Source organism: Sphingomonas sp. (genome assembly GCF_036388435.1).
Classification (GTDB): Bacteria; Pseudomonadota; Alphaproteobacteria; order Sphingomonadales; family Sphingomonadaceae; genus Sphingomonas.
Genome location: NZ_DASVRV010000011.1, coordinates 21821 through 43577 on the forward strand (window position 1 = coordinate 21821; position 21757 = coordinate 43577).

Annotated in this window: 21 protein-coding genes; 5 read left to right on the top strand and 16 right to left on the bottom strand. The window is 70.9% G+C overall.

The annotated features are described in order from the left end of the window. Positions 1 to 39: 39 nt before the first annotated feature. Genes VF592_RS03010 through VF592_RS03020 form a run of 3 tightly spaced genes read right to left on the bottom strand, consistent with a single transcriptional unit; the run spans position 40 to position 2469 of the window. Positions 40 to 1251, bottom strand: a complete 1212-nt coding sequence (locus VF592_RS03010; protein ID WP_331004120.1) for a molybdopterin molybdotransferase MoeA — start codon at positions 1249 to 1251, stop codon at positions 40 to 42. Further along, entirely contained in the window at positions 1244 to 1975 is a 732-nt protein-coding gene (locus tag VF592_RS03015; RefSeq protein ID WP_331004121.1) for a fatty acid desaturase, read from the bottom strand. The genes VF592_RS03010 and VF592_RS03015 overlap by 8 nt, the downstream gene beginning before the upstream one ends. Further along, on the bottom strand, positions 1972 to 2469 hold the full coding sequence (locus VF592_RS03020; RefSeq protein ID WP_331004122.1) for a beta-carotene hydroxylase: 498 nt from the start codon (positions 2467 to 2469) through the stop codon (positions 1972 to 1974). The genes VF592_RS03015 and VF592_RS03020 overlap by 4 nt, the downstream gene beginning before the upstream one ends. Positions 2470 to 2595: 126 nt before the next feature. Between VF592_RS03020 and VF592_RS03025 the strand changes: the two genes are divergently transcribed. After that, positions 2596 to 4800 (top strand): TonB-dependent receptor, encoded by a 2205-nt coding sequence (locus tag VF592_RS03025; protein ID WP_331004123.1) that lies wholly within the window; start codon positions 2596 to 2598, stop codon positions 4798 to 4800. 7 nt (positions 4801 to 4807) lie between these two features. Here the strand turns inward: VF592_RS03025 and moaC are convergent, their stop codons facing one another. Genes moaC through VF592_RS03045 form a run of 4 tightly spaced genes read right to left on the bottom strand, consistent with a single transcriptional unit; the run spans position 4808 to position 7648 of the window. Then, entirely contained in the window at positions 4808 to 5278 is a 471-nt protein-coding gene (gene moaC, locus VF592_RS03030) for a cyclic pyranopterin monophosphate synthase MoaC (protein ID WP_331004124.1), read from the bottom strand. Beyond that, positions 5275 to 6057 carry an indole-3-glycerol phosphate synthase TrpC gene (gene trpC / locus VF592_RS03035; RefSeq protein WP_331004125.1) on the bottom strand — a complete coding sequence of 261 codons (783 nt, stop codon included), beginning with the start codon at positions 6055 to 6057 and terminating at the stop codon, positions 5275 to 5277. The genes moaC and trpC overlap by 4 nt, the downstream gene beginning before the upstream one ends. Beyond that, entirely contained in the window at positions 6054 to 7049 is a 996-nt protein-coding gene (trpD, locus tag VF592_RS03040) for an anthranilate phosphoribosyltransferase (RefSeq protein ID WP_331004126.1), read from the bottom strand. The genes trpC and trpD overlap by 4 nt, the downstream gene beginning before the upstream one ends. Continuing rightward, positions 7046 to 7648, bottom strand: a complete 603-nt coding sequence (locus VF592_RS03045; protein ID WP_331004127.1) for an aminodeoxychorismate/anthranilate synthase component II — start codon at positions 7646 to 7648, stop codon at positions 7046 to 7048. The genes trpD and VF592_RS03045 overlap by 4 nt, the downstream gene beginning before the upstream one ends. Before the next feature lie 129 nt (positions 7649 to 7777). Between VF592_RS03045 and VF592_RS03050 the strand changes: the two genes are divergently transcribed. Continuing rightward, positions 7778 to 8197, top strand: coding sequence for a hypothetical protein (locus tag VF592_RS03050; RefSeq protein WP_331004128.1), 420 nt, complete (start codon positions 7778 to 7780; stop codon positions 8195 to 8197). 74 nt (positions 8198 to 8271) lie between these two features. On the opposite strand, the gene trpE is transcribed toward VF592_RS03050, so the two are convergent. Then, a complete protein-coding gene (gene trpE, locus VF592_RS03055) occupies positions 8272 to 9792 on the bottom strand; it encodes an anthranilate synthase component I (RefSeq protein ID WP_331004149.1) in 1521 nt (506 codons plus the stop codon). Next, positions 9789 to 11726 (bottom strand): peptidylprolyl isomerase, encoded by a 1938-nt coding sequence (locus tag VF592_RS03060; protein ID WP_331004129.1) that lies wholly within the window; start codon positions 11724 to 11726, stop codon positions 9789 to 9791. The genes trpE and VF592_RS03060 overlap by 4 nt, the downstream gene beginning before the upstream one ends. A 129-nt stretch (positions 11727 to 11855) precedes the next feature. Between VF592_RS03060 and tpiA the strand changes: the two genes are divergently transcribed. After that, positions 11856 to 12602: a triose-phosphate isomerase gene (tpiA, locus tag VF592_RS03065; RefSeq protein WP_331004130.1), complete on the top strand. Its 747-nt coding sequence runs from the start codon at positions 11856 to 11858 to the stop codon at positions 12600 to 12602. A gap of 209 nt (positions 12603 to 12811) precedes the next feature. On the opposite strand, the gene VF592_RS03070 is transcribed toward tpiA, so the two are convergent. From VF592_RS03070 to rimO, 3 genes are read right to left on the bottom strand one after another with little or no spacing between them, the layout of a single operon-like run. Continuing rightward, positions 12812 to 14179, bottom strand: coding sequence for a leucyl aminopeptidase family protein (locus tag VF592_RS03070; RefSeq protein WP_331004131.1), 1368 nt, complete (start codon positions 14177 to 14179; stop codon positions 12812 to 12814). An 8-nt stretch (positions 14180 to 14187) separates the two neighbouring features. Next, positions 14188 to 15570, bottom strand: a complete 1383-nt coding sequence (locus VF592_RS03075) for a serine hydrolase domain-containing protein (protein WP_331004132.1) — start codon at positions 15568 to 15570, stop codon at positions 14188 to 14190. A 41-nt stretch (positions 15571 to 15611) separates the two neighbouring features. Further along, on the bottom strand, positions 15612 to 16961 hold the full coding sequence (gene rimO / locus VF592_RS03080; protein ID WP_331004133.1) for a 30S ribosomal protein S12 methylthiotransferase RimO: 1350 nt from the start codon (positions 16959 to 16961) through the stop codon (positions 15612 to 15614). Between the two features lie 143 nt (positions 16962 to 17104). Between rimO and VF592_RS03085 the strand changes: the two genes are divergently transcribed. Next, complete coding sequence (locus VF592_RS03085) at positions 17105 to 18193, top strand: anhydro-N-acetylmuramic acid kinase (RefSeq protein ID WP_331004134.1); 1089 nt, start codon at positions 17105 to 17107, stop codon at positions 18191 to 18193. A gap of 3 nt (positions 18194 to 18196) precedes the next feature. Here the strand turns inward: VF592_RS03085 and VF592_RS03090 are convergent, their stop codons facing one another. Further along, positions 18197 to 18592 (bottom strand): hypothetical protein, encoded by a 396-nt coding sequence (locus VF592_RS03090; RefSeq protein WP_331004135.1) that lies wholly within the window; start codon positions 18590 to 18592, stop codon positions 18197 to 18199. Between the two features lie 207 nt (positions 18593 to 18799). On the opposite strand from VF592_RS03090, the gene VF592_RS03095 reads away from it, so the two are divergent. After that, positions 18800 to 18931, top strand: coding sequence for a hypothetical protein (locus VF592_RS03095; RefSeq protein WP_331004136.1), 132 nt, complete (start codon positions 18800 to 18802; stop codon positions 18929 to 18931). Here the strand turns inward: VF592_RS03095 and VF592_RS03100 are convergent. The 3 genes from VF592_RS03100 to VF592_RS03110 form a co-directional block, all read right to left on the bottom strand. After that, positions 18921 to 19190 carry a hypothetical protein gene (locus VF592_RS03100; protein WP_331004137.1) on the bottom strand — a complete coding sequence of 90 codons (270 nt, stop codon included), beginning with the start codon at positions 19188 to 19190 and terminating at the stop codon, positions 18921 to 18923. The genes VF592_RS03095 and VF592_RS03100 overlap by 11 nt on opposite strands. Positions 19191 to 19241: 51 nt before the next feature. Continuing rightward, a complete protein-coding gene (locus VF592_RS03105; RefSeq protein ID WP_331004138.1) occupies positions 19242 to 20420 on the bottom strand; it encodes a vWA domain-containing protein in 1179 nt (392 codons plus the stop codon). A 130-nt stretch (positions 20421 to 20550) separates the two neighbouring features. Then, positions 20551 to 21642 (bottom strand): hypothetical protein, encoded by a 1092-nt coding sequence (locus VF592_RS03110; protein WP_331004139.1) that lies wholly within the window; start codon positions 21640 to 21642, stop codon positions 20551 to 20553. Between the last annotated feature and the right edge of the window lie 115 nt (positions 21643 to 21757).

Below are 21757 nucleotides of genomic sequence, written 5' to 3' on the forward strand. Positions count from 1 at the left end.
GAACAGACTGGGAACCAATATGGAACACATTCTGCCTTGTCAACCGAGGTCGAGGATTTCCGCCGAGTCGCCGGCGCTGGCCGGGGGAGCATGGGGGGCGCGCACGATCAGGCAGGTCGCGCGCGCCAAGGTCAGCAGCATCGAGCTGTCCTGGATCGTCGAGGCATAGGCCCGGCCGTCGCGCAGCTCGGCCCGCAGATAGTCGGTGCGCTCGCCATTGGCGGGCAGATACTCGCCCAGCACCGCGGGCGCCGGCCGGGGCAGCGGATCGGCCGCGCCCGCCAGTCGCGCGATCACCGGGCGGACGAACAGCAGGGCGGTGACGAAGGCCGATACCGGGTTGCCGGGCAGCCCGAGCACGAGCGCCCTGCCGAGCCGTCCCGCCATCATCGGCTTGCCCGGCCTGAGCGCGATCCGCCAGAAATCGATCGCCCCTCCTGCCGCCTCCAGCGCGGGACGGACGAGATCATGATCGCCGACCGAGGCACCGCCTGTGGTGACGATCAGGTCGGCGCAAACACCGGCAAAGGCGTCGCGCATCGTTGGCAGGTCGTCGGGCACGACACCCAGATCGACGACCTCGACCGGGAGGTCGCGAAGCATCGCCGCCAGCATCACGCCGTTCGATTCCGGCAGAGCGGCGGACGCGGCCGACCAGTCGCGCGATCCGGGCGCGACCAGTTCGTCCCCAGTCGCGGCGATGGCGACGCGGACCGGGCGGCGGACGGGCAGGGCGGCATGACCCCCAATCGCCGCCACCGCGACGCGCGCCGGGGTCAGGCGCTCGCCCGCCGCGATCAGCCGGTCGCCGGCATGGAAGTCGAGCCCGCGGGCGCGGGTGTTGCGGCCCCGATCGGCCGGGCCTTCGCCGGTCAGCCGGAGGAGCGACGCCTCGCGCCCGGCCTCTTCTTGGACCAGCACGCTGTCCGCGCCGTCCGGCATCACCGCTCCGGTGAATATCCGCGTCGCCTCGCCCATGCCGATGCTTCCGGCAAAGGCCCGCCCGGCCGTGCTCTCGCCGATCACCGTCCAGGGGCCGGGCAGGTCGGCGAAGCGGATCGCATAACCGTCCATGGCCGACAACGCGACCGCGGGCTGGGTACGCAGCGCCGTGACGTCTTCCGCCGCCCAGCGTCCCGCAGCCTCGGCAAGCTCTACCCATTCGACCGCGACCGGCCGCGCGAGCGCGAGCAGCCGTGCCTGCGCCTTGGCGACGGGGAGGAGGCTCACCGCGCGGTCAGGATCAGGCATTCACCGGCCGCAGGCGGGGCAGCGCCCACCAGGGGGTGTTCGGCGACAGGTGATGCTCATGGTGATAGCCGCCGAAATGATAGCAGGTCAGGAGCGAAAGCAGCGGCCCGACCCTTGTCGATCGCGCGCGGTGGCGGTCGGCGAAGGGCTCGTCCTCGTGCCGGTGGGGCAGATAGGTGCCGAACAGGAACAACTGCCCGAGCGCCAGGAATGCGGGCACCGCCCAGAAGACCGCGATATCGAGGAGCGAGGCACCCAGCAGCATGTAGACGAGCGCCACCACGGTGATGCGCGCGATCTGCGCATGCGAATAATAGCTGCGGAAAAAGGCCAGAAACCAGCGCAGCGCCGATCGCGGGTGGTCCGCGCTGAAATCGGGGTCGTCCGCGGTCCCAACATGGCGGTGATGGAGGTGGTGCTTGGGTTCGAGCCGGCCATAGGAGAGCCCGGCATAAAGGGCGAGACACATCGTCCCGACGGTTCGATTCACGCCCGGCCGCCCGGGGGCGAGCGCACCGTGCATCGCGTCGTGCGAGACGATGAACAGCCCCGTGCTCAACCACGCCTGGACGATCACCAGCACCGCCGCCACTGCCGCGCTCGTCGGCGTCCAGGTCCAGAAGAAGATGCCGGCGACATGGATCGCGATCCACGCGCCGGAGATCAGCGCGGCGAGGGTCAGCCCGACCCGCGTCTGCCGCTCTCTCGGGGTCGCCAGCGTCAAGCGTCCGCCGCCTGGTCGAGCCGCGTCCGGTCCCCGCTCGCGCGCAGCTGTTCCTTGAGCCTTGCCGGGGAGGCGGCGAAGAGGAAGCCGTGGCTGACCGTGCCCTCGCGGCCCTTGACCGCATGGTGGAGGCGATGTGCCTGGAGCAGCCGCTTGGCGTAGCCGCGCTTGGGCACCCAGCGGAACCCGAACCGCTGATGCACCAGCATGTCGTGGACGAAGAAGTAGATGAGCCCGTAAACGGTGACGCCCAGCGCCGCCCACCAGATGCGCTCATACCAGATGCCCGCCGTGAACATCGCGGTGACGATGACGGAGAAGACGACCGCATACAGGTCGTTCTTCTCGTACAATCCGTCATGCGGTTCGTGATGCGACCGGTGCCAGCCCCAGCCGAGCCGCCCGTGCATGACGTAGCGGTGGGTGCCCCAGGCGAAACACTCCATGAACACGACCATCCCGACCACCCAGGCGGCCTTTTCAACCCAGCTCATGCGCGAACCCTTCCACAACCACCATCATAGGGACGGCGGGCAGGAATCGCGAGACCATGAACCGACTACGCTTGTAGTACACAGCCGCCTGTGTATTGGTGCAGTACGACAGTGGAGGGCGTGAGAATGGGGTTGATCGGTCAGGTGGCGGCGCTCGGCTTGAACGCATTGAGCCCGGTCATGCCCGCGCAACAGGTCGACCGGCCGGCCTCTCCTGCCGCCGATCCGGCGACGACGCGCTCCGACGAGCCCGCGCCGACCGCACCGGCCGACGACCCGGCGACCGCGCCGATCAGCGACACGGTCCCGAGCCCGAGCCAGACCCCGGTCGCGGGACGTGTGGCGGGGGCGGGGAGTGGGGGGGACGGGCGACTAACCTATGATGCGGCGTTTTTCCGTGCCTTCTCGCCCGCCAACGCGTTGCAGATCGTCGAGCGGACGCCCGGCTTCCAGCTGGAGATCGGCGACGAGGAGGTGCGCGGCTTCGGCAATGCGGCGGGCAATGTCGTCGTCAACGGCCAGCGCCCGAGCAGCAAGAGCGACACGCTCGACACCATCCTGCAACGCATCCCCGCCAGCCGGGTGCTGCGCGTCGAGGTCGGGCGCGGCGACCTGTTCGGGGCGGAGTTCGCGGGCAGGCCGCAGGTGCTGAACCTGGTGCTCAGCGCAGGCGGCGGGCTGGCCGGATCGGTCGAAGCAAGCCTGCGCCGCGATTTCACGGGGCGCGTGCTGCCCGAGGGAAGCGCGTCGGCCCTGGTCCGGCGCGGGCGATCGAGCCTGAACCTGGCGGTCGGTTTCGACAACGACCAGACGTCGGAAGAGGGATTCGACCGGCTCACGCGGCTGTCGGACGGGGCGGAGCTGGAATTCCGGCGCAAGTTCAACCGTATCGCCAACCCCAATGGCTATCTGTCGGGGGCGTATGAATGGAATGGCGGCGCCAACGACACCGCCCATCTGAACGCGCGGATCGCCCGCGACCGGTTCGACCTTCGCCAGACGAACGACGTGTCGCTGCTCGGCGGCGCGGTGCGCGACGACCGATTGGCCCAGCTGTACAAGCTCGACAGCTATGAGCTGGGCGGCGACTATACCAAGCCCTTCGCCGGGGGCGGGTTGAAGCTGATCGGGCTCGCCACGCGCAAGCGGCGCGACAATCAGGACGAATCCTTTCTGCGCGTCACCGGCGACGTGATCGGCGGGTTCACCCAGTCCCGCCAGGACCGGCGCGACGAGACGGTGGTCCGCGTGGTGTGGAACCGTTCCGACCTGGGCGGCTGGAGCGTCGAGACGGGGGTCGAAGGCGCGCTCAACAAGCTCGTGAGCGATGTCGACCTGTTCGGGCTCGGGGCCGGCGGGGTGGCGACGCGCATCGACCTGCCCGTCGACCAGGCCGTGGTGGAGGAATATCGCGGCGAGGCGTTCGTCAACGCCGGACGGCCGATCACCGGCAAGCTGCGCGTCGACCTGGGTGCGACCTTCGAGGCGTCCGAGCTGACGGTGAGCGGCGATGCGAGCGCGAACCGCGCGCTGCGCTTCATCAAGCCGCGCGCGACGCTCGACTGGCGCTTCGGCAAGGGCTGGCACGCGCAGGGTTCGATCAAGCGCACCGTGGCGCAACTCCAGTTCGAGGATTTCATCAGCGTCGCCGAGCTGGCGAGCGAGCGCGTCAACGGCGGCAACGCCGAACTGCTTCCGCAACGCGCCTGGGAGGCGACCGCGTTCGTCGAGCGGCCGATCCTGGGCGACGGGCTCGCGCGGCTGGAGGCGGGCTATCACCGGATCGCGCTGGTCCAGGACCGCGTGCCGACGCCCGAGGGGTTCGACGCGCCGGGCAATCTGGGCGATGGCGAGCTGTTCCTGCTGCGCGGGCGTCTCGACGCGCCGCTCGCCCGCTACGGGATCAAGGGTGGGCGGGCGACCTTCTACGCTTCCTATGTCCGCGCCCGGGTCGAGGACCCCTATACGGGCGAGCGCCGGCCCTTTTCGGGGAATTCGCCGCTGATCGTCACCGGCAGCTTTCGCCAGGACGGCCGGAAATTCGCCTGGGGCGTCGATGTCGAGGGCGGGGCGCCGACGATCTTCTATCGTCGGAATGAGCTGGACCGGAATTACCAGAACACCCCCTATGTCAGCGCCTTCGCCGAATATCGGCCCACGCCGCGCACGACGATCACCGCCGGGCTGGACAATGCGACCGCGCGCCCCGCCTTTCGCCGCCGCACCTTTTTCGAGCCCGACCGACGGACGCGCGAGGCGTCGGTAGTCGAGCTGCGCAAGCGCAACCAGCAGGTCGTGCCCTATCTGACGGTGAAGCACAGCTTCGGCTGAACGGGCCCTAGCCGGCGGTCCAGTCGCCCGAGCGGCCGCCCGATTTCGCGAGCAGGCGGACCCCGTCGATCGTCATCGCGCGGTCGAGCGCCTTGGCCATGTCGTACACGGTCAGCAGCGCGACCGTGGCGGCGGTGAGCGCTTCCATCTCGACCCCGGTCCTGCCGTCGGTGCCGACGGTCGCGGTCGCGGTGACGCCCCGGTCGTCCAGGTCGAGGTCGAGCGCGACCCTGGTGATCGGCAACGGATGGCAGAGCGGGATCAACTCACTGGTGCGCTTGGCCGCCATGATCCCGGCGACCCGCGCGACCGCCAGCACGTCACCCTTCCTGACCGCGCCCGCCCGGATCGCGGCGGCGGCGGTAGTGGACATGGCGATGCGGCCGGTGGCGGTCGCCTGGCGCGCGGTGACCGATTTGGCGCCGATATCGACCATGTGCGCGGCGCCCTGCGCGTCCAGATGGGTGAGGTCGCTCATCCGACCAGCGCGCGGGTGGCGGCGGCGATGTCGGGCCGGCGCATCAGCGACTCGCCGATCAGGAAACAGCGAATGCCATGGTCCGCCATCGCGTCGAGATCGGCGCGGGTGGACAGGCCGGACTCGGCGACGAAAGTGCATCCCGCTGGGGCGTGGTCGACGAGTTCATAGGTGCGCGCGAAATCGACGCTGAAGTCGCGCAGATCGCGGTTGTTCACCCCGATCAGCCGCGACCGGAGACGCGCCGCGCGGTCGAGCTCGGCACGGTCATGCACCTCGACGAGCACGTCCATGCCCAGATCGAGCGCCACCGCCTCGATCTCGGCAGCCGCCGCGTCGTCCAGCGCCGCCATGATGAGCAGTACGGCGTCGGCGCCCAAGGCGCGCGACTCGGCGACCTGCCAGGGATCGATCAGGAAATCCTTGCGGATCGCGGGCAGCGCCACGGCCGCGCGGGCCGCGACGAGATGGTCGTCGGACCCCTGGAAATAGTCGACGTCGGTCAGCACCGACAGGCAGGCGGCACCGCCCTCCGCATAGGCGCGGGCATGGGCGGGCGGGTCGAAATCGGCGCGGATGACGCCCTTGGACGGGCTGGCGCGCTTGATCTCGGCGATCAGCGCATAGCCGTCGGCGCCACGCCGATCGAGCGCCGCCTTGAAACCGCGCGGGGGCGCCTGCGCGGCGATGCGGCCGTCGAGATCGGACAGGGTGGTCGCGGCGCGGCGTGCGGCGACTTCCTGCCGCTTGGTCGCGAGGATCCGGTCGAGCACGGTCATGGATAGGCGATCCACGCGTCGAGCAGCCGCGCGGCGGCACCGCCGTCCAGCGCCTCGGCCGCGACCGCCGCTCCAGCGCGCAGCCCGCTCGCCTGGCCGGCGACGAGCAGCGCGGCGGCGGCGTTGAGCAGCACCGCGTCGCGATAGGCGCCCTTCGCACCGCCGAGCAGCGCGCGGAGCGCCGCCGCGTTCGCCGCCGAGTCGCCGCCGCGGATCGCGCTGATCGGGTGGCGGGGCAGGCCCGCGTCTTCGGGCGTGACGGTGGCGTGCAGGGTCACGCCGCCCACCGCGACGACCTTGCTCGGCCCGGCGCAGGACAATTCGTCGATTGCCTCTTTCCCCGAGACGACCAGCGCGGCCTCGGTGCCGAGCTGGGCGAGCGCCTCGGCGTAGAGGGTCGCGTAATCCGGGCGGGCGATGCCCAGCAACTGCCGCGTGACATGCGCGGGATTGGCGAGCGGGCCCATGAGGTTGAAGATCGTTCGCCGCCCGAGCCGCTGCCGGATCGGCTGGATGCGCTTCATCGCCGGATGGTGATTGGCCGCGAACAGGAAACAGATACCCAGGTCGCGCAGGCTCGCCTCCGCGCTCGCGCCGGCCCGGTCCATGTCGAGGCCCAATGCCTCCAGCGTGTCCGCCGCCCCCGCCTTGGACGAGGCGGCACGGTTGCCGTGCTTGGCGACGGGCACCCCCGCCGCCGCGACGACGAGCGCGACCGCGGTCGATACGTTGAGCGTGTGATGGCCGTCGCCCCCCGTCCCGCACACGTCGATCGCGCCCGGCGGCGCGTCGATCGGGATCAGCCGCTCGCGCAGGGAACGCGCCGCCTCGGCGATCTCCAGCGACGTCTCGCCGCGATCGGACAGCGCGACGAGGAAGGCGCCGATCGCCGCCTCGCTCGCGCGGCCGTCGAGGATGTCGGCGAACGCCGCGCGCGCCGTCTCGCGCGACAAGGGCGAGATCGGGTCGGGCAGCAGGGCCAGCCCGGTCACGCCTGCACCCGGTCGAGGGGGTGCGGCGCGACCGCGATGCCGGCCGCGCGCAGGAAATTGGCGAGCATCGCATGGCCGTGCTCGGTGGCGATCGATTCGGGGTGGAACTGGACCCCGTGGATCGGCAGGTCGCGGTGGCGGACCCCCATGACGGTGCCGTCGGCGGTGCGCGCGTTGACGACCAGCTCGTCCGGCACGTCGCGCACGATCAGCGAATGATAGCGCGTCGCGTGGAAGGGGGAAGGCAGGTCGGCGAACAGACCGGTGCCGTCATGCTCGATCAGGCTGGTCTTGCCGTGCATCAGCCCGCCGCGCCCGACGCGCCCGCCGAAATATTGCCCGATCGCCTGGTGCCCCAGGCATACGCCGAGCAAGGGGCGGCGCTGGTCGACACAGGCGGCCACGAGGTCGAGGCTGACCCCCGCATCGTCGGGCGTGCGCGGCCCCGGCGAGATCAGGAACGCGTCCGCCCCACTCGACAGGGCCTGGCCCGCCGAGATGGCGTCGTTGCGCACGACCACGACCTCCACGCCCAGCTCCTGGAGATAGTGGACGAGGTTCCAGGTGAAGCTGTCGTAATTGTCGATCACGAGGATCATGGTGGGGCGGCTTTAGCGACTATGGGCGGGCACGCAAATATTCGTTGCGCGCCGTTCAGCCGGGAGCAACGAGAGATGGCGGACGTTGAAGCGCACGCGGACGTTGAGGCGTACAAGGAGAATGGACCCATGCGGTATCTGGTGATGGCGGCGGCGTTGATGGCATCGGGTGTCGCTGTGGCCCAAAGCACCCTTCAGGCGGAAACCGGCCAGCCGCCGCAGCGCATCCGCAGCGTGACCCTGGCGGCGGGCGAGCGCTGCCCGCCGTCGAGCGGCGACGAGGTCGTGGTCTGCTATCAGGGCGGCAACCCGTATCGCATTCCCCCGGCGCTCCGCGAGACCGCGCCCAGCGCCGCCAACCAGAGCTGGGTCAACCGCGCCGCCAGCATGGACCAGGCGAGTCGGGTCGCGGGCGGGTTGCCCGACACCTGCTCCGCGATCGGCACCGGCGGCCAGACCGGCTGCGCGCTGGCGCTGAACCGCGCCTATGCGGCGGACAAGCGGGCGCGGGCGGCGGAGGAGCGGGTGACCCCGGGCGGCGAGGAGTAAGGCGCGGGGCGAGTCTTGCGCCGCCCCGGCGCCTTCTCACGCCCCGCCGCGGCGAAGCCGCGTCGTCGGACGGGCTAGGCCCGCCGGCCGTGCTTGGGCGAGTCTTGCGCCGGGGCGGCGCAAGCCGCCCTGCGCACCGCATCGTGTGCCGCGGCCAGAATCGCCCCCGCCTTGGCCTCGCACTCGCGTTGCTCGGCCGCGGGGTCGCTGTCGGCCACGATCCCGGCGCCCGCCTGGGCGTGGATCATCCCATCCTTCACCACGGCGGTCCTGAGCACGATGCACGAATCCATCGATCCGTCGGGCGAGAAATAGCCGACCCCGCCCGCATAGGGGCCGCGCCGCTCGCCCTCCAGCTCGGCGATGATCTGGCAGGCGCGGACCTTGGGGGCGCCGGACACGGTGCCGGCCGGAAAGCCCGCGAACAGCGCATCGAGCGCGTCTTTCGCGGGATCGAGCGCGCCGACGACGTTGGAGACGATGTGCATGACATGGCTGTACAGCTCGACCGTATAGCTGTCGGTCACCCGTACGCTGCCCGGCACCGCCGCGCGGCCGGCATCGTTGCGGCCCAGATCGAGCAGCATCAGATGCTCGGCGCGTTCCTTGGGATCGGCGAGCAGGTCGGCGCGATTGGCCGCGTCCTCGGCGGCGGTGCGGCCGCGCGGGCGGGTGCCGGCGATCGGGCGGATCGTCACCTCGCCATCGCGTGCGCGCACCAAAATCTCGGGCGATGAGCCGATCAGCGCGAAACCGGGCAGGTCGAGATGGTAGAGAAAGGGCGACGGGTTGATCCGGCGCAGCGAACGGTAGAGCTCGAAGGGCGGCAGCGCGAAGGGGGCCGAGAAACGCTGGGCGAGCACCACCTGGAAGATATCGCCCGCCGCGATATATTCCTTCGCGCTCGCCACCATCGCGGCGTAGCGCTCGGGCGCGAGCGCGGGGGTGTAGTCGGGCTCGATCGCGTCGACGCGTACGGGCGGCGGAATGGCGGCGGACGCTAGCCGCGCCGCGACGACGTCCAGCCGCTCCTCGGCCTCCGCCACGATGGCGGCCGGATCGCGCAGCGGATCGGGCCAGGCGGGCGCCACCAGATACAATGCGTCGGCCAGCCGATCGAAGACCAGGATCACCGTAGGGCGCACGAACATCATGTCGGGCAAGCCGAGCGGATCGGCCGCGAGTTCGGGCAGCGTCTCGACCAGCCGCACCGTCTCATAGCCGAAATAGCCGACGAGGCAGGCCAGCGCGCGGGGCAGCTCGGCGGGAATCTCGGCCCGGCATTCGGCGACGAGCCGGCGCAACGCGTCGAGCGTCGGTGTCGGGCAGGGGGCGAAGCCCTCGCGGTCGTTCAGCCAGTCGCGGTTGACCTCCGCGCGCCCGCCATGCGCGCGGAACACCAGGTCGGGCGCGAGGCCCAGCAGCGAATGCCGCCCGCGCGTCGCGCCGCCCTCCACCGATTCGAGCAGAAAGTCGCCGCGCCCGGGCTCGAACAGCTTGAGCGCCGCCGCGACCGGGGTCTCGGTGTCGGCCACCTGCCGACGCCAGACCAGTGCCGGGCGGCCGGCCGTCAGCTGCGCCGAGGCGGTGCTTATCGCGCCTGTCCCTGCAGCTCGGCGCGGACGCGCGCCACGGCGTCGCGGTCGACCTCGACCCCCACGGCGTTGCGTGCGGCGCGGACGAACTGTTCGGCATATTCGCGGCCCACGACGCGGCCCAGATCGGCGCGGGTGGCGTTGATCAGCCCCTGATTGCCGCGCGCGTCGCCGGGCTGGACCCGGTCGAGCTTGATCACCAGCCAGCCGTCGCGCCCGGGCGGTTCGAGCAGCTTGGCGGTGCCCGGCGCCATCGAGAACAGAAGCGCCAAGGCGGGTTCGGTGCCGCGGGGGTTGGCGGCGATCTGCGAACGCGCGATGTCGAGCGGGCGTGGCGCGGGCAGGCGCAACCCCGTCGCGTCGAGCGCGCGGGGAAGGGGCGTGCCCTTGCCCGCCTGGGCGACGACCTGCGCGGCGATGCGGCGGGCCGCCTGACGCCGGCGATCCGCGATCAGGTCGCGCCCGACCTGATCCCCGATGGCCGCGAGAGGGCGCGGCGCGGCGGGCACGACATTGCCCAGCGCCACCAGCGCGAAGCCGCCATCCGTGCCGATCGGCACCAGCTGCGGCGCGTCGCCCGGCTCCACCGCGAAAGCCGCCTGCAGGATCGGCGCGAGCGCCGGGTCGGGGCGCGCGGCCGGGTTCTCGGGATCGGCGCCGCTGGCCAGCAGCGGCCGTGTCGAGCGGGCCTGGAGCTTACGGTCGGCGACCACCTCGTCGAAGGTCGCGTTGCCCGTCAACGCTTCGTCGATCGCGCCCTGCGCTTCGGACAACGCCTCGGCCGTTTTGCGTCTGGTCAGCGCGGCGACGATTTCCGGGCGAACCTGGGCCAGGGTGCGGCCGGCCGACAGCGTCACGTCCTCGACCCGCGCCACGACGAAACCGATCGGCCCCCGCACGGGACCGATCAGCGTACCCTTGGTGGCGGCGAAGGCGGCCGTGGCGGCGGCCTCCCCGGCGGTCGCGGCATAGGCGGCGCGGTCGACGGCGGCGCGCGTGGTCGCCTCCAGTCCGGCGGCGCGCGCGGCGTCCGCCACGCTCGCCCCCGCGCGCACCCGCGCGGCGAGCGCGTTCGCGCCGCCCTGGTCCGCGGCGACGACCTGCGCGATCGTGCGCCGCTCGCTGGGCGCATAACGGGCGCGATCGCGCCGATAAGCGGCGGCGATCTCGGCGTCGGTCGGCTGTGCCTGTGCCCCGACCGAGGCGGGCGTGACCAGCGCATAGCGGACCGTGCGCCGTTCGGGGACCGTGTAGCGCGCCAGGTTGCGGCCGTAAAAGGTCTGGAGTTCGGCCGGCGTCGGCGCCGCGCCCGCGGGAACCGACGAGGCGGGTATGAACCCGATCTGCCCCGCGCGACGCTCCAGCAGCAGCGAGGCATAGGGCAGGGCAAGCAGCGCGGGCACCTGGCTGGCGCCGACCTGGGGCGCGGTCAGGCGCTGCGCCATCAGTTCCTGCGCGAAATCCTTGCGAACCTCGGCATCGGTCAGCCGGCGTTGGGTGAGCAGGCTTTGGTACAGATTGGGGTCGAACTGGCCCGTCGGGCCCAGAAAGGCGGGAATGCTCGCGATCTCGCCGTCGATCGACCGCTTGCTGACGACCACGTCCTGCGTCTCGCCGAAACGCCACAGCGCCTGGCCGTTGACCAGCCGCTCGACGGCCTGATCGAGCCCGCCCGCTCCCAGATATTGCGCGATGTCGAAGCTGGGCTGGCTGCGACGGGCCGCTTCCACCTCGCTTTCGGCGGCCTGGCGCAGCTCGTTCGCGGTGATGCCTTCGCCGCCCACCTCCGCGATGTCGCCGCTCGCCACCGCGCCGCCCGGCGTCAGGTCGCCCACGTCGGCGGCGGCGAAGGCGAGCGCGATGGCGCCCAGCACCAGGAACGATATGATGATCCCCGCCCGCGACTTGGTGAAACGCCGAAACATCTGGAGCATGGGCTGGACGGGACCGATCGCGCTGAAAGAAGTGACCCGGACCCTTACGGGCGCGGTCGCGCTCCTTCAAGCGGGCGGTTGCGCGGGCGGGCAGGCACGCTATCGACGGCGCAAATCGAGGGAGCGGATATGCGACGCAAGCTGATCGCGGGAAATTGGAAGATGAACGGCAGCATGGCGGCGCTGGTCGAGCTGGACGCGATCGCGACGGCGGCTACCCGGTCGCCGGGCGTCGATGTCGCGGTCGCCGTTCCCGCGACGCTGATCGCCCCCGCGACCGCGCGCGCGCCGACGCTCGCGATCGGGGCGCAGGACGTGCATCACGGCGATTGCGGCGCGCATACCGGCTGCGTCTCGGCGGCGATGGTCCGCGAGGTCGGGGCGCGCTTCTCGCTCGTCGGCCATTCCGAACGCCGCGCCGATCAGGCCGAGAGCGACGCGCATGTCCGGGACAAGGCGACCGCCGCGCGCCGGGCCGGGCTGGACGTGATCCTGTGCGTCGGCGAGACATCGGAGGAACGCGATGCCGGCCGTGCCGAGGCGGTCGTTACCGCCCAACTCGCCGCCTCCTTGCCCGACGATGCGGCGGGCCCGTGGCTGTCGGTGGCCTATGAGCCCATCTGGGCGATCGGCACCGGCCGCACGCCGACCACCGCGGATGTCGCGGCGATGCACGGCGCGCTCAGGGCCCGGCTCCGCGACCTGCTGGGCGTCGAGGCGGAGGCGATCCGGCTTCTGTACGGCGGTTCGGTGAACGACGCGAACGCCGGCGAGCTGCTGGGCGCGGGCGATGTCGACGGCGCGCTGGTGGGCGGCGCGAGCCTGACGGCGGCCAAGTTCGTGCCGATCATCGAGGCGGCGGCGCGGCTCGGCTGAACCGCGCCGGGGAGCGGGATGCTAGAGCGGTTTCCGACCATGTCGCGCCACCGTCATCGCCCTGCGGGCGCCCGCAGGGCGGCGCGGCGCTTTCGGCCCGGCGCGGCGTTGTTCGTCGGTTACGATGCTCAGGCATCGCGCCGGCCTCGCGCCTGGCGCCGAACCGAAATCACCAGCGTGCCGATGACGCCACATGATCGGAAACCGCTCTAGCGCGGGTAGCGCTTGCGCAGCATCGCCCAGGCCGCGCGCAGCCCGAGCGCCTCGCCGCCCTTGGGCCGGCCGGGTTTGGCCGTCGACCGCCACGCGAAGGTGTCGAGATGCGCCCAGGGCGTACCCGCCGGCACGAAGCGGCGCAGGAACAGGGCGGCGGTGATCGCGCCCGCCAGCCCGCCCTCGGGCGCGTTCACCATGTCCGCCACGTCGGATTTGAGCATGTCGTCATAGCCGTCCCACAGCGGCAGCCGCCACAACGGATCGCCCGCCGCGGTCCCGGCGGCCAGCAGATCGGCGGCGAGCGCCTCGTCGTTGCTGAAGGTCGCGGGCAGGTCCGGCCCCAACGCGACCCGCGCGGCCCCGGTCAGCGTCGCGAAGTCGAGGATCAGCGCGGGCGAGCCCTCCGCCGCCCGGGCGAGGGCGTCGCCCAGGATCAGCCGTCCCTCCGCATCGGTATTGGTGTTCTCGACGGTCGACCCCAGCCGGGTGCGCAGCACGTCGCCCGGCCGGAAGGACGATGCCGAGACCGCATTCTCGACCGCGGGGATCAGCAGGTGCAGCCGCACCGGCAACCGCGCCGCCATGACCAGCCGCGCCAGCGACAGCGCATGGGCCGCGCCGCCCATGTCCTTCTTCATCAGCCGCATTCCCGCCGACGGTTTCAGGTCGAGCCCGCCCGTGTCGAAGCACACGCCCTTGCCGACGATCGCGATCCGGGGGTGCGCCGGATCGCCCCATTCGAGTTCGATCAGCCGAGGAGCGCGCTCGCGCGTCGCGGCCCGGCCGACCGCGTGGATCATGGGATAGCCCTGCTCCAGCAGGTCGCCGCGCGTCACGGTCAGCGTCGCGGCGCAGTCCCGCGCCAGCCGCTCCGCTTCCTCCTCCAGTTCGGCGGGGCCCAGGTCGGCGGCGGGGACATTCACCAGATCGCGCACCCGCGCGGTCGCGTCCGCCATTCGGACGGCGTCGTCGATGGCGGCCGCATCGCCGGTCAGCAGCACGCGCGGCTCGCTGTCCTCGGCCTGCTTGTACCGGGTGAAGCGGTGCTGGGCGAGCAGCCAGCCCAGCGCGCCGTCATGCGCGCCCTCCGCCCGGTAGGTCCCCGGCGGCACCAGCCCCGGAAGCCGGGCGAGGCTCCAGGGCGAGGCCGGGTCGGCGCAGGCCAGCACCACGCGCCATGTGTCTCCCGGCGCGAACAGGTGGGTTCCGTCCTTACCGGTGAAGCGATGCATCGCCGCGGCCTCGCGCACCCGGTCGGGCTGGCGCGCGAGCCACGCGTCGAACCCGTCGGGCGCGATCAGCTCGATCATACGCGCGGGCTCGCCGCGATCGGGGCGAAGCAGGGCGGCGAAATCGGTCATTCTGATACTCACGAAGCGGGCTGGACGAGGAACTGCTCGTAACGCCCGGCGGCACCCGGCTCGGCATAGGTGACGATGCGCAGTTTCCGGGTCGGATAGGTGACGAGGTAATTGCGGTTCACGAACCCACCGCGCAATCGTGGTTCCCGCGCGGGCTCGAACGCGGTCGGGGTCCCGAGCGCCGCCAGGCTGGTCCGGTAATCCGCCAGCGCGGTCGGGGTGAAATAGCCATTGGCGTTTTGGGTCAGCCGTGCGCGATCGGGGGCTCCCGCGACCAGGCTTTCGAACATCTGCCGTGCGCGCGCGGTCACCTTGGCCTCGTCGGGCGCGTGCAGCACGATCTTCGCTATTCCGGCCGCGATCGTCGCCTGGGCGTCGGAGAAATCGCCGTTGATGATCACCGTCACCGCCGCACGGTCGTCGGGATAGACGATGTTCTGCGTCAGGAACCCGACCGCCGCCCCGTCATGCGCGACGAAGCGCCGCCCGTCGCGCGTTCCCACGAACACGCCCAGCCCATATCCGCTGCTCGTCCCATCGGCGAGCAGCACGGGGGTTTCCTGCGCCTCCCAGTCCTCGGCGGGCATGATCGCGCGGTCGAGCCGGGCGATGTTCCACCGCGCCAGGTCGGCCGCCGACATGGCGAGCCCGCCCGCCGCGTAGAGCCAGCCGCGCGCGGGCGGGGGCGCGGCGCGGACCGGGCCGAGCGCGAATCGCTCGTAACCGATCGGATAGGCCGCGCCGACCGCCACGTCCTGGTCGATCACCTTGAGCGACAGCGGCCTGAAGAAGCGCCGCTCCAGAAACCTCATGAGCGGCTCGCTCGACAGCTTCTCCACGATCAGCCCGGCGGCGACATAGCCGGTGTTCGAATATTGCCACTGGGTGCCCGGCTGGAAGTCGAGCGGCTTCCTGGCCCAGCGGCCGAGGATGCCCTGCGGTGAGGTCGGCCGCTTCATCGCATCGAAGCTGTAATCCTGCGGCCAGTAATCCTGCAGTCCCGACGTGTGGCTGACCAGCTGACGCAGCGTGATCCCGTCGCCGCCGGTAATGCCGGGCAGGTGCTTCGATACCGTGTCGTCGAGGCTGAGCTTGCCCTCGTCCTCCAGCAGCAACAGCGCGGCGGCGGTGAACTGCTTCGACACCGATGCAACGGGCAGGATCGCGTTCGCGTCGGCCACGCCCGCGCGGTCGAACTGTTTTCCATAGGCGCGGGCAAAGACCAGCTTGCCTCCGCGCACTACTGCCACGGAGGCGGAGGGCACGCCCGTATCGGCGAGGGTGGTTTCGACGACCCGACCGACCTGCGCGACCTCGTCGCGGCTGAGCTCCTGCGCGGCGGCGGGCGCCGCGAGGAAGCAAAGGGCGAAGGTGAGGCGCGTCGGGATCATGCGGCTTTGTGCGACGAAAGGCGCGTCGTCGCAACCAAGCGTCACCCCGCCAGCGGCACCCCGTACAGGTCGTGCTCGTCGGCGTCCTCGATCGTGACGCGCACGATGTCGCCGGGTGCTAGATGCGCCGCATCGCGCAGAAACACCTGGCCGTCGATGTCGGGGGCGTCGGCCTCGCTCCGACCGGTCGCGCCTTCCTCGCCCACCTCGTCGATGATGACGGGCAGCGTCCGCCCGATCTTCGCCTGGAGCTTGGCGGCGGAGATGGCGGCGCTACGCTCCATCAGGCGGGCATAGCGTTCCTCCTTCAGCGCCTCCGGCACATGGTCGGGCAGCGCGTTGGCCGCGGCGCCCTGGACGGGTTCGAAGCGGAAGGCGCCGACCCGGTCGAGCTGCGCCTCGTCGAGCCAGTCGAGGAGATAGTCGAAATCGGCCTCGGTCTCGCCGGGAAAGCCGACCACGAAGCTCGAGCGGATGGTGATGTCGGGGCAGACTTCCCGCCAGCCGCGGATGCGCTCGAGTACGCGGGCGTCGTTGGCGGGCCGCTTCATCCGCCGCAGCACCGGCGGCGCGGCGTGCTGGAAGGGAATGTCGAGATAGGGGAGCACCAGCCCCTCGGCCATCAGCGGGATGACATGGTCGACGTGAGGATAGGGGTAGACGTAATGCAGCCGCACCCAGGGCGCGATGCGGCCCAGTTCGCGCGCCAGGTCGGTCATGTGCGCGCGGACTTCGCCGCCGCCCTTCAGCGGCCAGCGCGCATGGCGCAGGTCGACGCCGTAAGCCGAGGTGTCCTGGCTGATGACCAGCAGTTCCTTCGTGCCCGCCGCGACCAGCTTCTCCGCTTCGCGCAGGATCGCGTCGGGGCGGCGGCTGGCGAGATCGCCGCGCAGCGAGGGGATGATGCAGAAGGCGCAGCGGTGGTTGCACCCCTCCGAAATCTTCAGATAGCCGTAATGGCGCGGGGTGAGCTTGAGCTCGGTATCCTCGACCGCGCCGCCGGGGACGAGGTCGAGATAGGGCGAGCGCGCGACGGGTGCCGCCGCGTGGACCGCGTCGACGACCTGCTCATATTGGTGCGCCCCCGTCACGGCAAGCACTTGCGGAAAGCGCGCCCGGATGGCCTCCGCTTCCTGGCCCATGCAACCCGTCACGATCACCCGGCCATTTTCGGCGATCGCCTCGCCGATCGCCTCCAGGCTTTCCTCCTTGGCGCTGTCCAGGAAACCGCAGGTGTTGACGAGCACCACGTCGGCACCCTGATAATCGGCGGACATGGCATAGCCCTGCGCGCGGAGCCGGCTCAGGATGCGCTCGCTGTCGACCAGGTTCTTCGGACAGCCGAGCGAAACCATGCCCACGCGGGGCGGTGAAGGGAGGATGGTCGCCATGGAAGGGCGCGCATGTAGGCGAAGTCGACCGGAAATTCCAGTTGCGTCGCTCCCGCGCTCCCGCGAAGGCGGAAATCCAGGAATATGGAGCAGGAGGCGGGGCTCCGGGTTCCCGCCCGCTTGGGAATGAAAGGAACCCTCGGATGCTCGCGATCGGCCTGATGTCCGGCACCTCGCTCGACGGCGTCGACGCCGCATTGATCGACACTGATGGCGTGGAACGCGTCCGAGCCATCGCCTTTCGCGGCGAGGATTATTCCGACGCGGCCCACACCGAGCTCGCCGGGGCCACCGCGGCGGCGCTGACCTATGATCGCCCGCGCGCCAGTCCGGTGATCGCCGCCGCCACCGACCTCATCACCCGGACCCACACTATAGCGGTCCAGGAGCTGCTCCGTCAGGCCGGGGTCCCGGCCCGCGACGTGGGCGTGATCGGCTTTCACGGCCAGACGGTCGCGCACCGGCCCGATCGCGGCTGGACGTGGCAGATCGGCGACGGCGCGGCGCTGGCGGCGGCGACGGGGATCGACGTCGTCGCCGACTTCCGCTCGGCCGATGTCGCGGCGGGCGGGCAGGGGGCGCCTTTGCTCCCCGTCTATCACCAGGCGCTGGCGGGCGGGCTGGGCGGCCCCGTCGCGGTGCTCAACCTGGGGGGCGTCGCCAATGTGACGCTGGTCGGCGCGGGCGCGCTGATCGCCTTCGACACCGGCCCCGCCAACGGGCTCGTCGACAGCTGGGTGGAACAGGCGACGGGCAGGCGCTTCGACGAGGGCGGCGCGCTCGCCGCTTCGGGGCAGGTCCATCCCGACGTGCTCGACACGTTGCTCGACCACCCGTTCTTCGACCAGCCCGCGCCGAAATCGCTCGACCGGGCCGATTTCACGATCCAGCCCGCGCGCGGATTGTCGGCGGCGGACGGAGCGGCGACGCTGACGGCCTTTACCGCCGCGACGGTCGCGATCGCGCTCGACCAGCTACCGATCCGGCCCACCAGGCTGATCGTGGCGGGCGGCGGGCGGCGCAACCCGGTGATGCTGGGGATGATCGCCGAGCGGACCGGGCTGGCCCCGGAACCCGCCGAGGCGCTGGGCTGGAACGGCGACGCGGTCGAGGCGGAGGGTTTCGCCTATATGGCCGTGCGCAGCCTGAACGGGCTGCCGATCAGCTTTCCGGGCACGACGGGCGTTCCCCGGCCGCTGACCGGGGGCACTTTCCACCGCGCCCATCGATAGCGGTCAGCCGTCCTTGCGCTTCTTGCGCTTCTTCGACTTGGGTTCCTCCTTGGGCGCGAGCAGCGGCAGCAACACCGCCACCATCCCGCCGATCGCCGCGATGCCGCCGATCACCAGCGCCGTGATAGCGATCGTCGAACGGTCGTCGGCGTCGCGCGCCGAGGGGCCGTTCGTCGGCGCGGCGGCCGCATCATTCGGGCCGGACGAGGTCTCCGACCCGCCCAAGGTCATATGGTCGGGCTTGTTCGCATCCTCGGACACGCCGCTCGCCGCGGCGGGGGGCACCGCCGTGGTCGGCGCCGGGTCGGGCTGGCCCTGTTCGGCCTGAGGAGGCTGGCCGTCGATCTGGTCTTCATGCGCGTGGGCATGGGGCATACGGGAAGCGGGAATGTGCGACATCGGGTCGATGAACTCCTGGAATAACGTCCGATGGGTAACCGTTGCCGCGCGGTGCGGTTCCGGCGCCCATCGCCGCCTATCCATTCGCCGTGTGGGGCACTCCTACCGACGCATTGTTAATCTGAATTGGATAGAATGTCCGCACCGGACCCTCTAGGCGGTGATCGGGGACTTCGGGGGCGGGGATCGGCGAGCATGGAATCCGACTTGAGATATTATACGCGGCGCATCGACGCGGAGCGGGCCGCGGCGTCGCGCGCGATCACGACCGCCGCGCGCGAACGGCGAATGCAGCTGGTCGCGAGCTATCTTCGCAAGATCGAGGCGCTCAGCGTCTGAAGACGGGCCGCCGGTCGGGGATCCCGGCCGGCTCCTCGACGATCCGGGTGCCGTCCCTGATGCGCAGCACCGCGCAGCCATCGACCTGGGCATAGACGGCCAGTACCGACCGCGCGGGCGGCATCTCGTTCAACGGCCGCGCACGGGCCGGCGCCGCCGGGCGGGCGGCGACACGGTCGGCGCCGGGCAGGGCGCATCGGTCGCCCGCCCCGACCGAGCCCGGAGCCGCGATCAGCAGCATCAAGGTGGTTGGGAACATCGTCGCTCCTTATCCTTCGGGCGCACCAGATTAGTTCGTCCGCCCCCGCCGTCAACGCTTGCGCGTCAGCTCGCGCATCGCGTCGTCCAGCCCGCCCAGCGTCAGCGGGTACATGCGGTCCGTCAGCAGCTCGCGCACGATCCTGACCGACTGCGAATAGCCCCATTGCGCCTCCGGCACCGGGTTCAGCCACACCGCCGCCGGATAGGTCGTCGTCAGCCGGTGTAGCCAGGCCGATCCCGCCTCCTCGTTGAAATGCTCCACCGACCCGCCGGGATGCGTCAGTTCATAGGGGCTCATCGACGCGTCGCCGACGAAGACCAGCTTGTAATCGTGCCCGAACTTGTGGAGCACGTCCCAGGTCGGCGTCCGCTCGGTGAAGCGGCGGCTATTGTCCTTCCACACGCCCTCATAGGGGCAGTTGTGGAAGTAGAAGAATTCGAGGTTCTTGAACTCGCTCGTCGCCGCCGAGAACAGCTCCTCGCACAGCTTCACCCAGGGATCCATCGACCCGCCCACGTCAAGGAACAGCAGCAGCTTGACCGCATTATGCCGCTCGGGGCGCATGACCACGTCGAGCCAGCCCTGGCGCGCGGTGCCGTCGATCGTCGCGTCGATGTCCAACTCGTCGGCCGCGCCCTCGCGGGCGAAGCGCCGCAGCCGGCGGAGCGCGATCTTGATGTTGCGCGTTCCCAACTCGCGCGTGTTGTCGAGGTTCTTGAAGTCGCGCTGATCCCACACCTTGATCGCGCGACCATGCTTCGATTCGCCCCCGATCCGCACGCCTTCGGGGTTGTAGCCGCCATTGCCGAAGGGCGAAGTGCCGCCCGTGCCGATCCATTTCGACCCGCCCTGATGACGCCCCTCCTGCTCCTCCAGCCGCTTCTTGAGCGTGTCCATGATCTCGTCCCAGGAGCCGAGCGCCTTGACGCGCTCCATTTCCTCCGCGCTCAGATATTTCTCCGCCACGGCCTTGAGCCATTCGTCGGGAATGTCGGCAGGCGCTTGGCCGAAGGTCGTGGCGACGCCCCGGAAAACCTTGGCGAAGACCTGGTCGAACCGGTCGAGCAGCCCCTCGTCTTTCACATAGGTCGCGCGCGCCAGGAAATAGAAATCCTCCGGCGTCCGCTCGATCACCTCCCGGTCGAGCGCCTCCAGCAGCACCAGATGCTCCTTGATGGAGGCCGGGATGCCGGCGGATCGAAGCTCGTCGAGGAAGTTTAGAAACATGGGGGAGCCGATCCGAACCTGAACAAGTCGGGGGGAAATACAGGGGTGAACGCGCCACCGCCAGAGGCGTCCCCGAGCCACCCGGCTCCGGCGGCCTATTCCTGCCGGCCCGGCGGTTCGCGGGACGATTCTAACGAAGCGTCGCCGAGTTCAACTCGACCGTAGAGTTGCCGTCGGCGCCGAAGCTCGTGCGCGATCGCGCGGCGAGCGGCGAACGGTCGGGGTTCCGGAACCAGCCCTCCATCTGCGCCACCGCCGGCAACCGGTCGAGCGTGGTGCCGGTCGTGACCTCGGCGATGCCATAGGTCTTCACGGTATATCCCCTGGCCGGAGGATCGCCTTCGATCGCGATCACCGTGCCCGCGTCGGTGACCACGCCCAGGATCACCGCCGGTTCGGCGACGCCGGCGGGTTGCAGCAGGTCGATCGCGCGCGGGCCCAGCGATACGCTGCCGCGCACGCACACCGGCGTCGCGCCGTTCGCGGGAAAGGCCGCCTGTGCCGTCGCGGAAGGTATGCCGCTGCCGCCGCTCAGGCCGCCGAGCAGCGCCATCCCCTTGGCGACCTCGCCGCGCATCGGCCTGGCGTCTCGCCCCCGTACGGCCGGGCACGGCGCGGCGAAACGGAGCGGCTGGGCGGCGAATATCCTAGCGCCCGGCCGGATCGCCAGCCCGGCGATCAGCGCGTCGAGGGCCGCGGTCACCTCGCCCCGGCGCTCGGCCGGGCCGCTGGCGCGCAGCTTGACGATCCAGCTGTCGACGCGGACAAAGGCCGCGGCGGTGGTCGTCGCCGCCCCGTCCAGCACCGCACCGTCATACACGGACCGGATCGCCGCCCCGGCCTGTCCGCCGGCCGTCACCGCGCCCTGCTCGGCGACCCGGATCGCGGAACCGAACCGGCCGCGGATCGCCCTATCGGTGCCGTAGGCGGCCAGCGCCGCGTCGGCATAGGCGGCGCGGTAGACATAGGCGGTGGCGAAGACTTGGCGGTCGCCGCTCTCATATTGCGCATGGTTGTCGACGCCCGTGCCCGGTCTGGAGAACTCGCCCGTCCTCGCCAGCGCGGTGACGCCCGCCCTGGCCGGCAGCGTCACCCCGGCGGCAGCGAGCACGACAGTGTCGGGCGTCACGGCCCAAGCGCCGGCGGCAGGCGGCCCCGCGACCTGCGAATAGGCCGGCGACGCGACGCTCATGACGATGGTGAACAGGCAGGCCGGTCTCATATGCTTTCCCCCAGAAGGGGCGCTATGGTCGCCGCATCGGTGCGCCGCAACCCGATGCGCACGGCGCACGGCGCGCGGGCCCGCTTTGGACTCGGCGGCAGTTCCGGCTAAGGGC

Coding starts and splice junctions, on each gene's coding strand:
- VF592_RS03010 (WP_331004120.1), bottom strand. CDS start 1,251: ATGCCTGATCCTGACCGCGCGGTGAGCCTCCTCCCCGTCGCCAAGGCG.
- VF592_RS03020 (WP_331004122.1), bottom strand. CDS start 2,469: ATGAGCTGGGTTGAAAAGGCCGCCTGGGTGGTCGGGATGGTCGTGTTC.
- VF592_RS03025 (WP_331004123.1), top strand. CDS start 2,596: ATGGGGTTGATCGGTCAGGTGGCGGCGCTCGGCTTGAACGCATTGAGC.
- moaC (WP_331004124.1), bottom strand. CDS start 5,278: ATGAGCGACCTCACCCATCTGGACGCGCAGGGCGCCGCGCACATGGTC.
- trpC (WP_331004125.1), bottom strand. CDS start 6,057: ATGACCGTGCTCGACCGGATCCTCGCGACCAAGCGGCAGGAAGTCGCC.
- VF592_RS03045 (WP_331004127.1), bottom strand. CDS start 7,648: ATGATCCTCGTGATCGACAATTACGACAGCTTCACCTGGAACCTCGTC.
- VF592_RS03050 (WP_331004128.1), top strand. CDS start 7,778: ATGCGGTATCTGGTGATGGCGGCGGCGTTGATGGCATCGGGTGTCGCT.
- VF592_RS03060 (WP_331004129.1), bottom strand. CDS start 11,726: ATGCTCCAGATGTTTCGGCGTTTCACCAAGTCGCGGGCGGGGATCATC.
- tpiA (WP_331004130.1), top strand. CDS start 11,856: ATGCGACGCAAGCTGATCGCGGGAAATTGGAAGATGAACGGCAGCATG.
- VF592_RS03070 (WP_331004131.1), bottom strand. CDS start 14,179: ATGACCGATTTCGCCGCCCTGCTTCGCCCCGATCGCGGCGAGCCCGCG.
- VF592_RS03075 (WP_331004132.1), bottom strand. CDS start 15,570: ATGATCCCGACGCGCCTCACCTTCGCCCTTTGCTTCCTCGCGGCGCCC.
- rimO (WP_331004133.1), bottom strand. CDS start 16,961: ATGGCGACCATCCTCCCTTCACCGCCCCGCGTGGGCATGGTTTCGCTC.
- VF592_RS03085 (WP_331004134.1), top strand. CDS start 17,105: ATGCTCGCGATCGGCCTGATGTCCGGCACCTCGCTCGACGGCGTCGAC.
- VF592_RS03090 (WP_331004135.1), bottom strand. CDS start 18,592: ATGTCGCACATTCCCGCTTCCCGTATGCCCCATGCCCACGCGCATGAA.
- VF592_RS03100 (WP_331004137.1), bottom strand. CDS start 19,190: ATGTTCCCAACCACCTTGATGCTGCTGATCGCGGCTCCGGGCTCGGTC.
- VF592_RS03105 (WP_331004138.1), bottom strand. CDS start 20,420: ATGTTTCTAAACTTCCTCGACGAGCTTCGATCCGCCGGCATCCCGGCC.
- VF592_RS03110 (WP_331004139.1), bottom strand. CDS start 21,642: ATGAGACCGGCCTGCCTGTTCACCATCGTCATGAGCGTCGCGTCGCCG.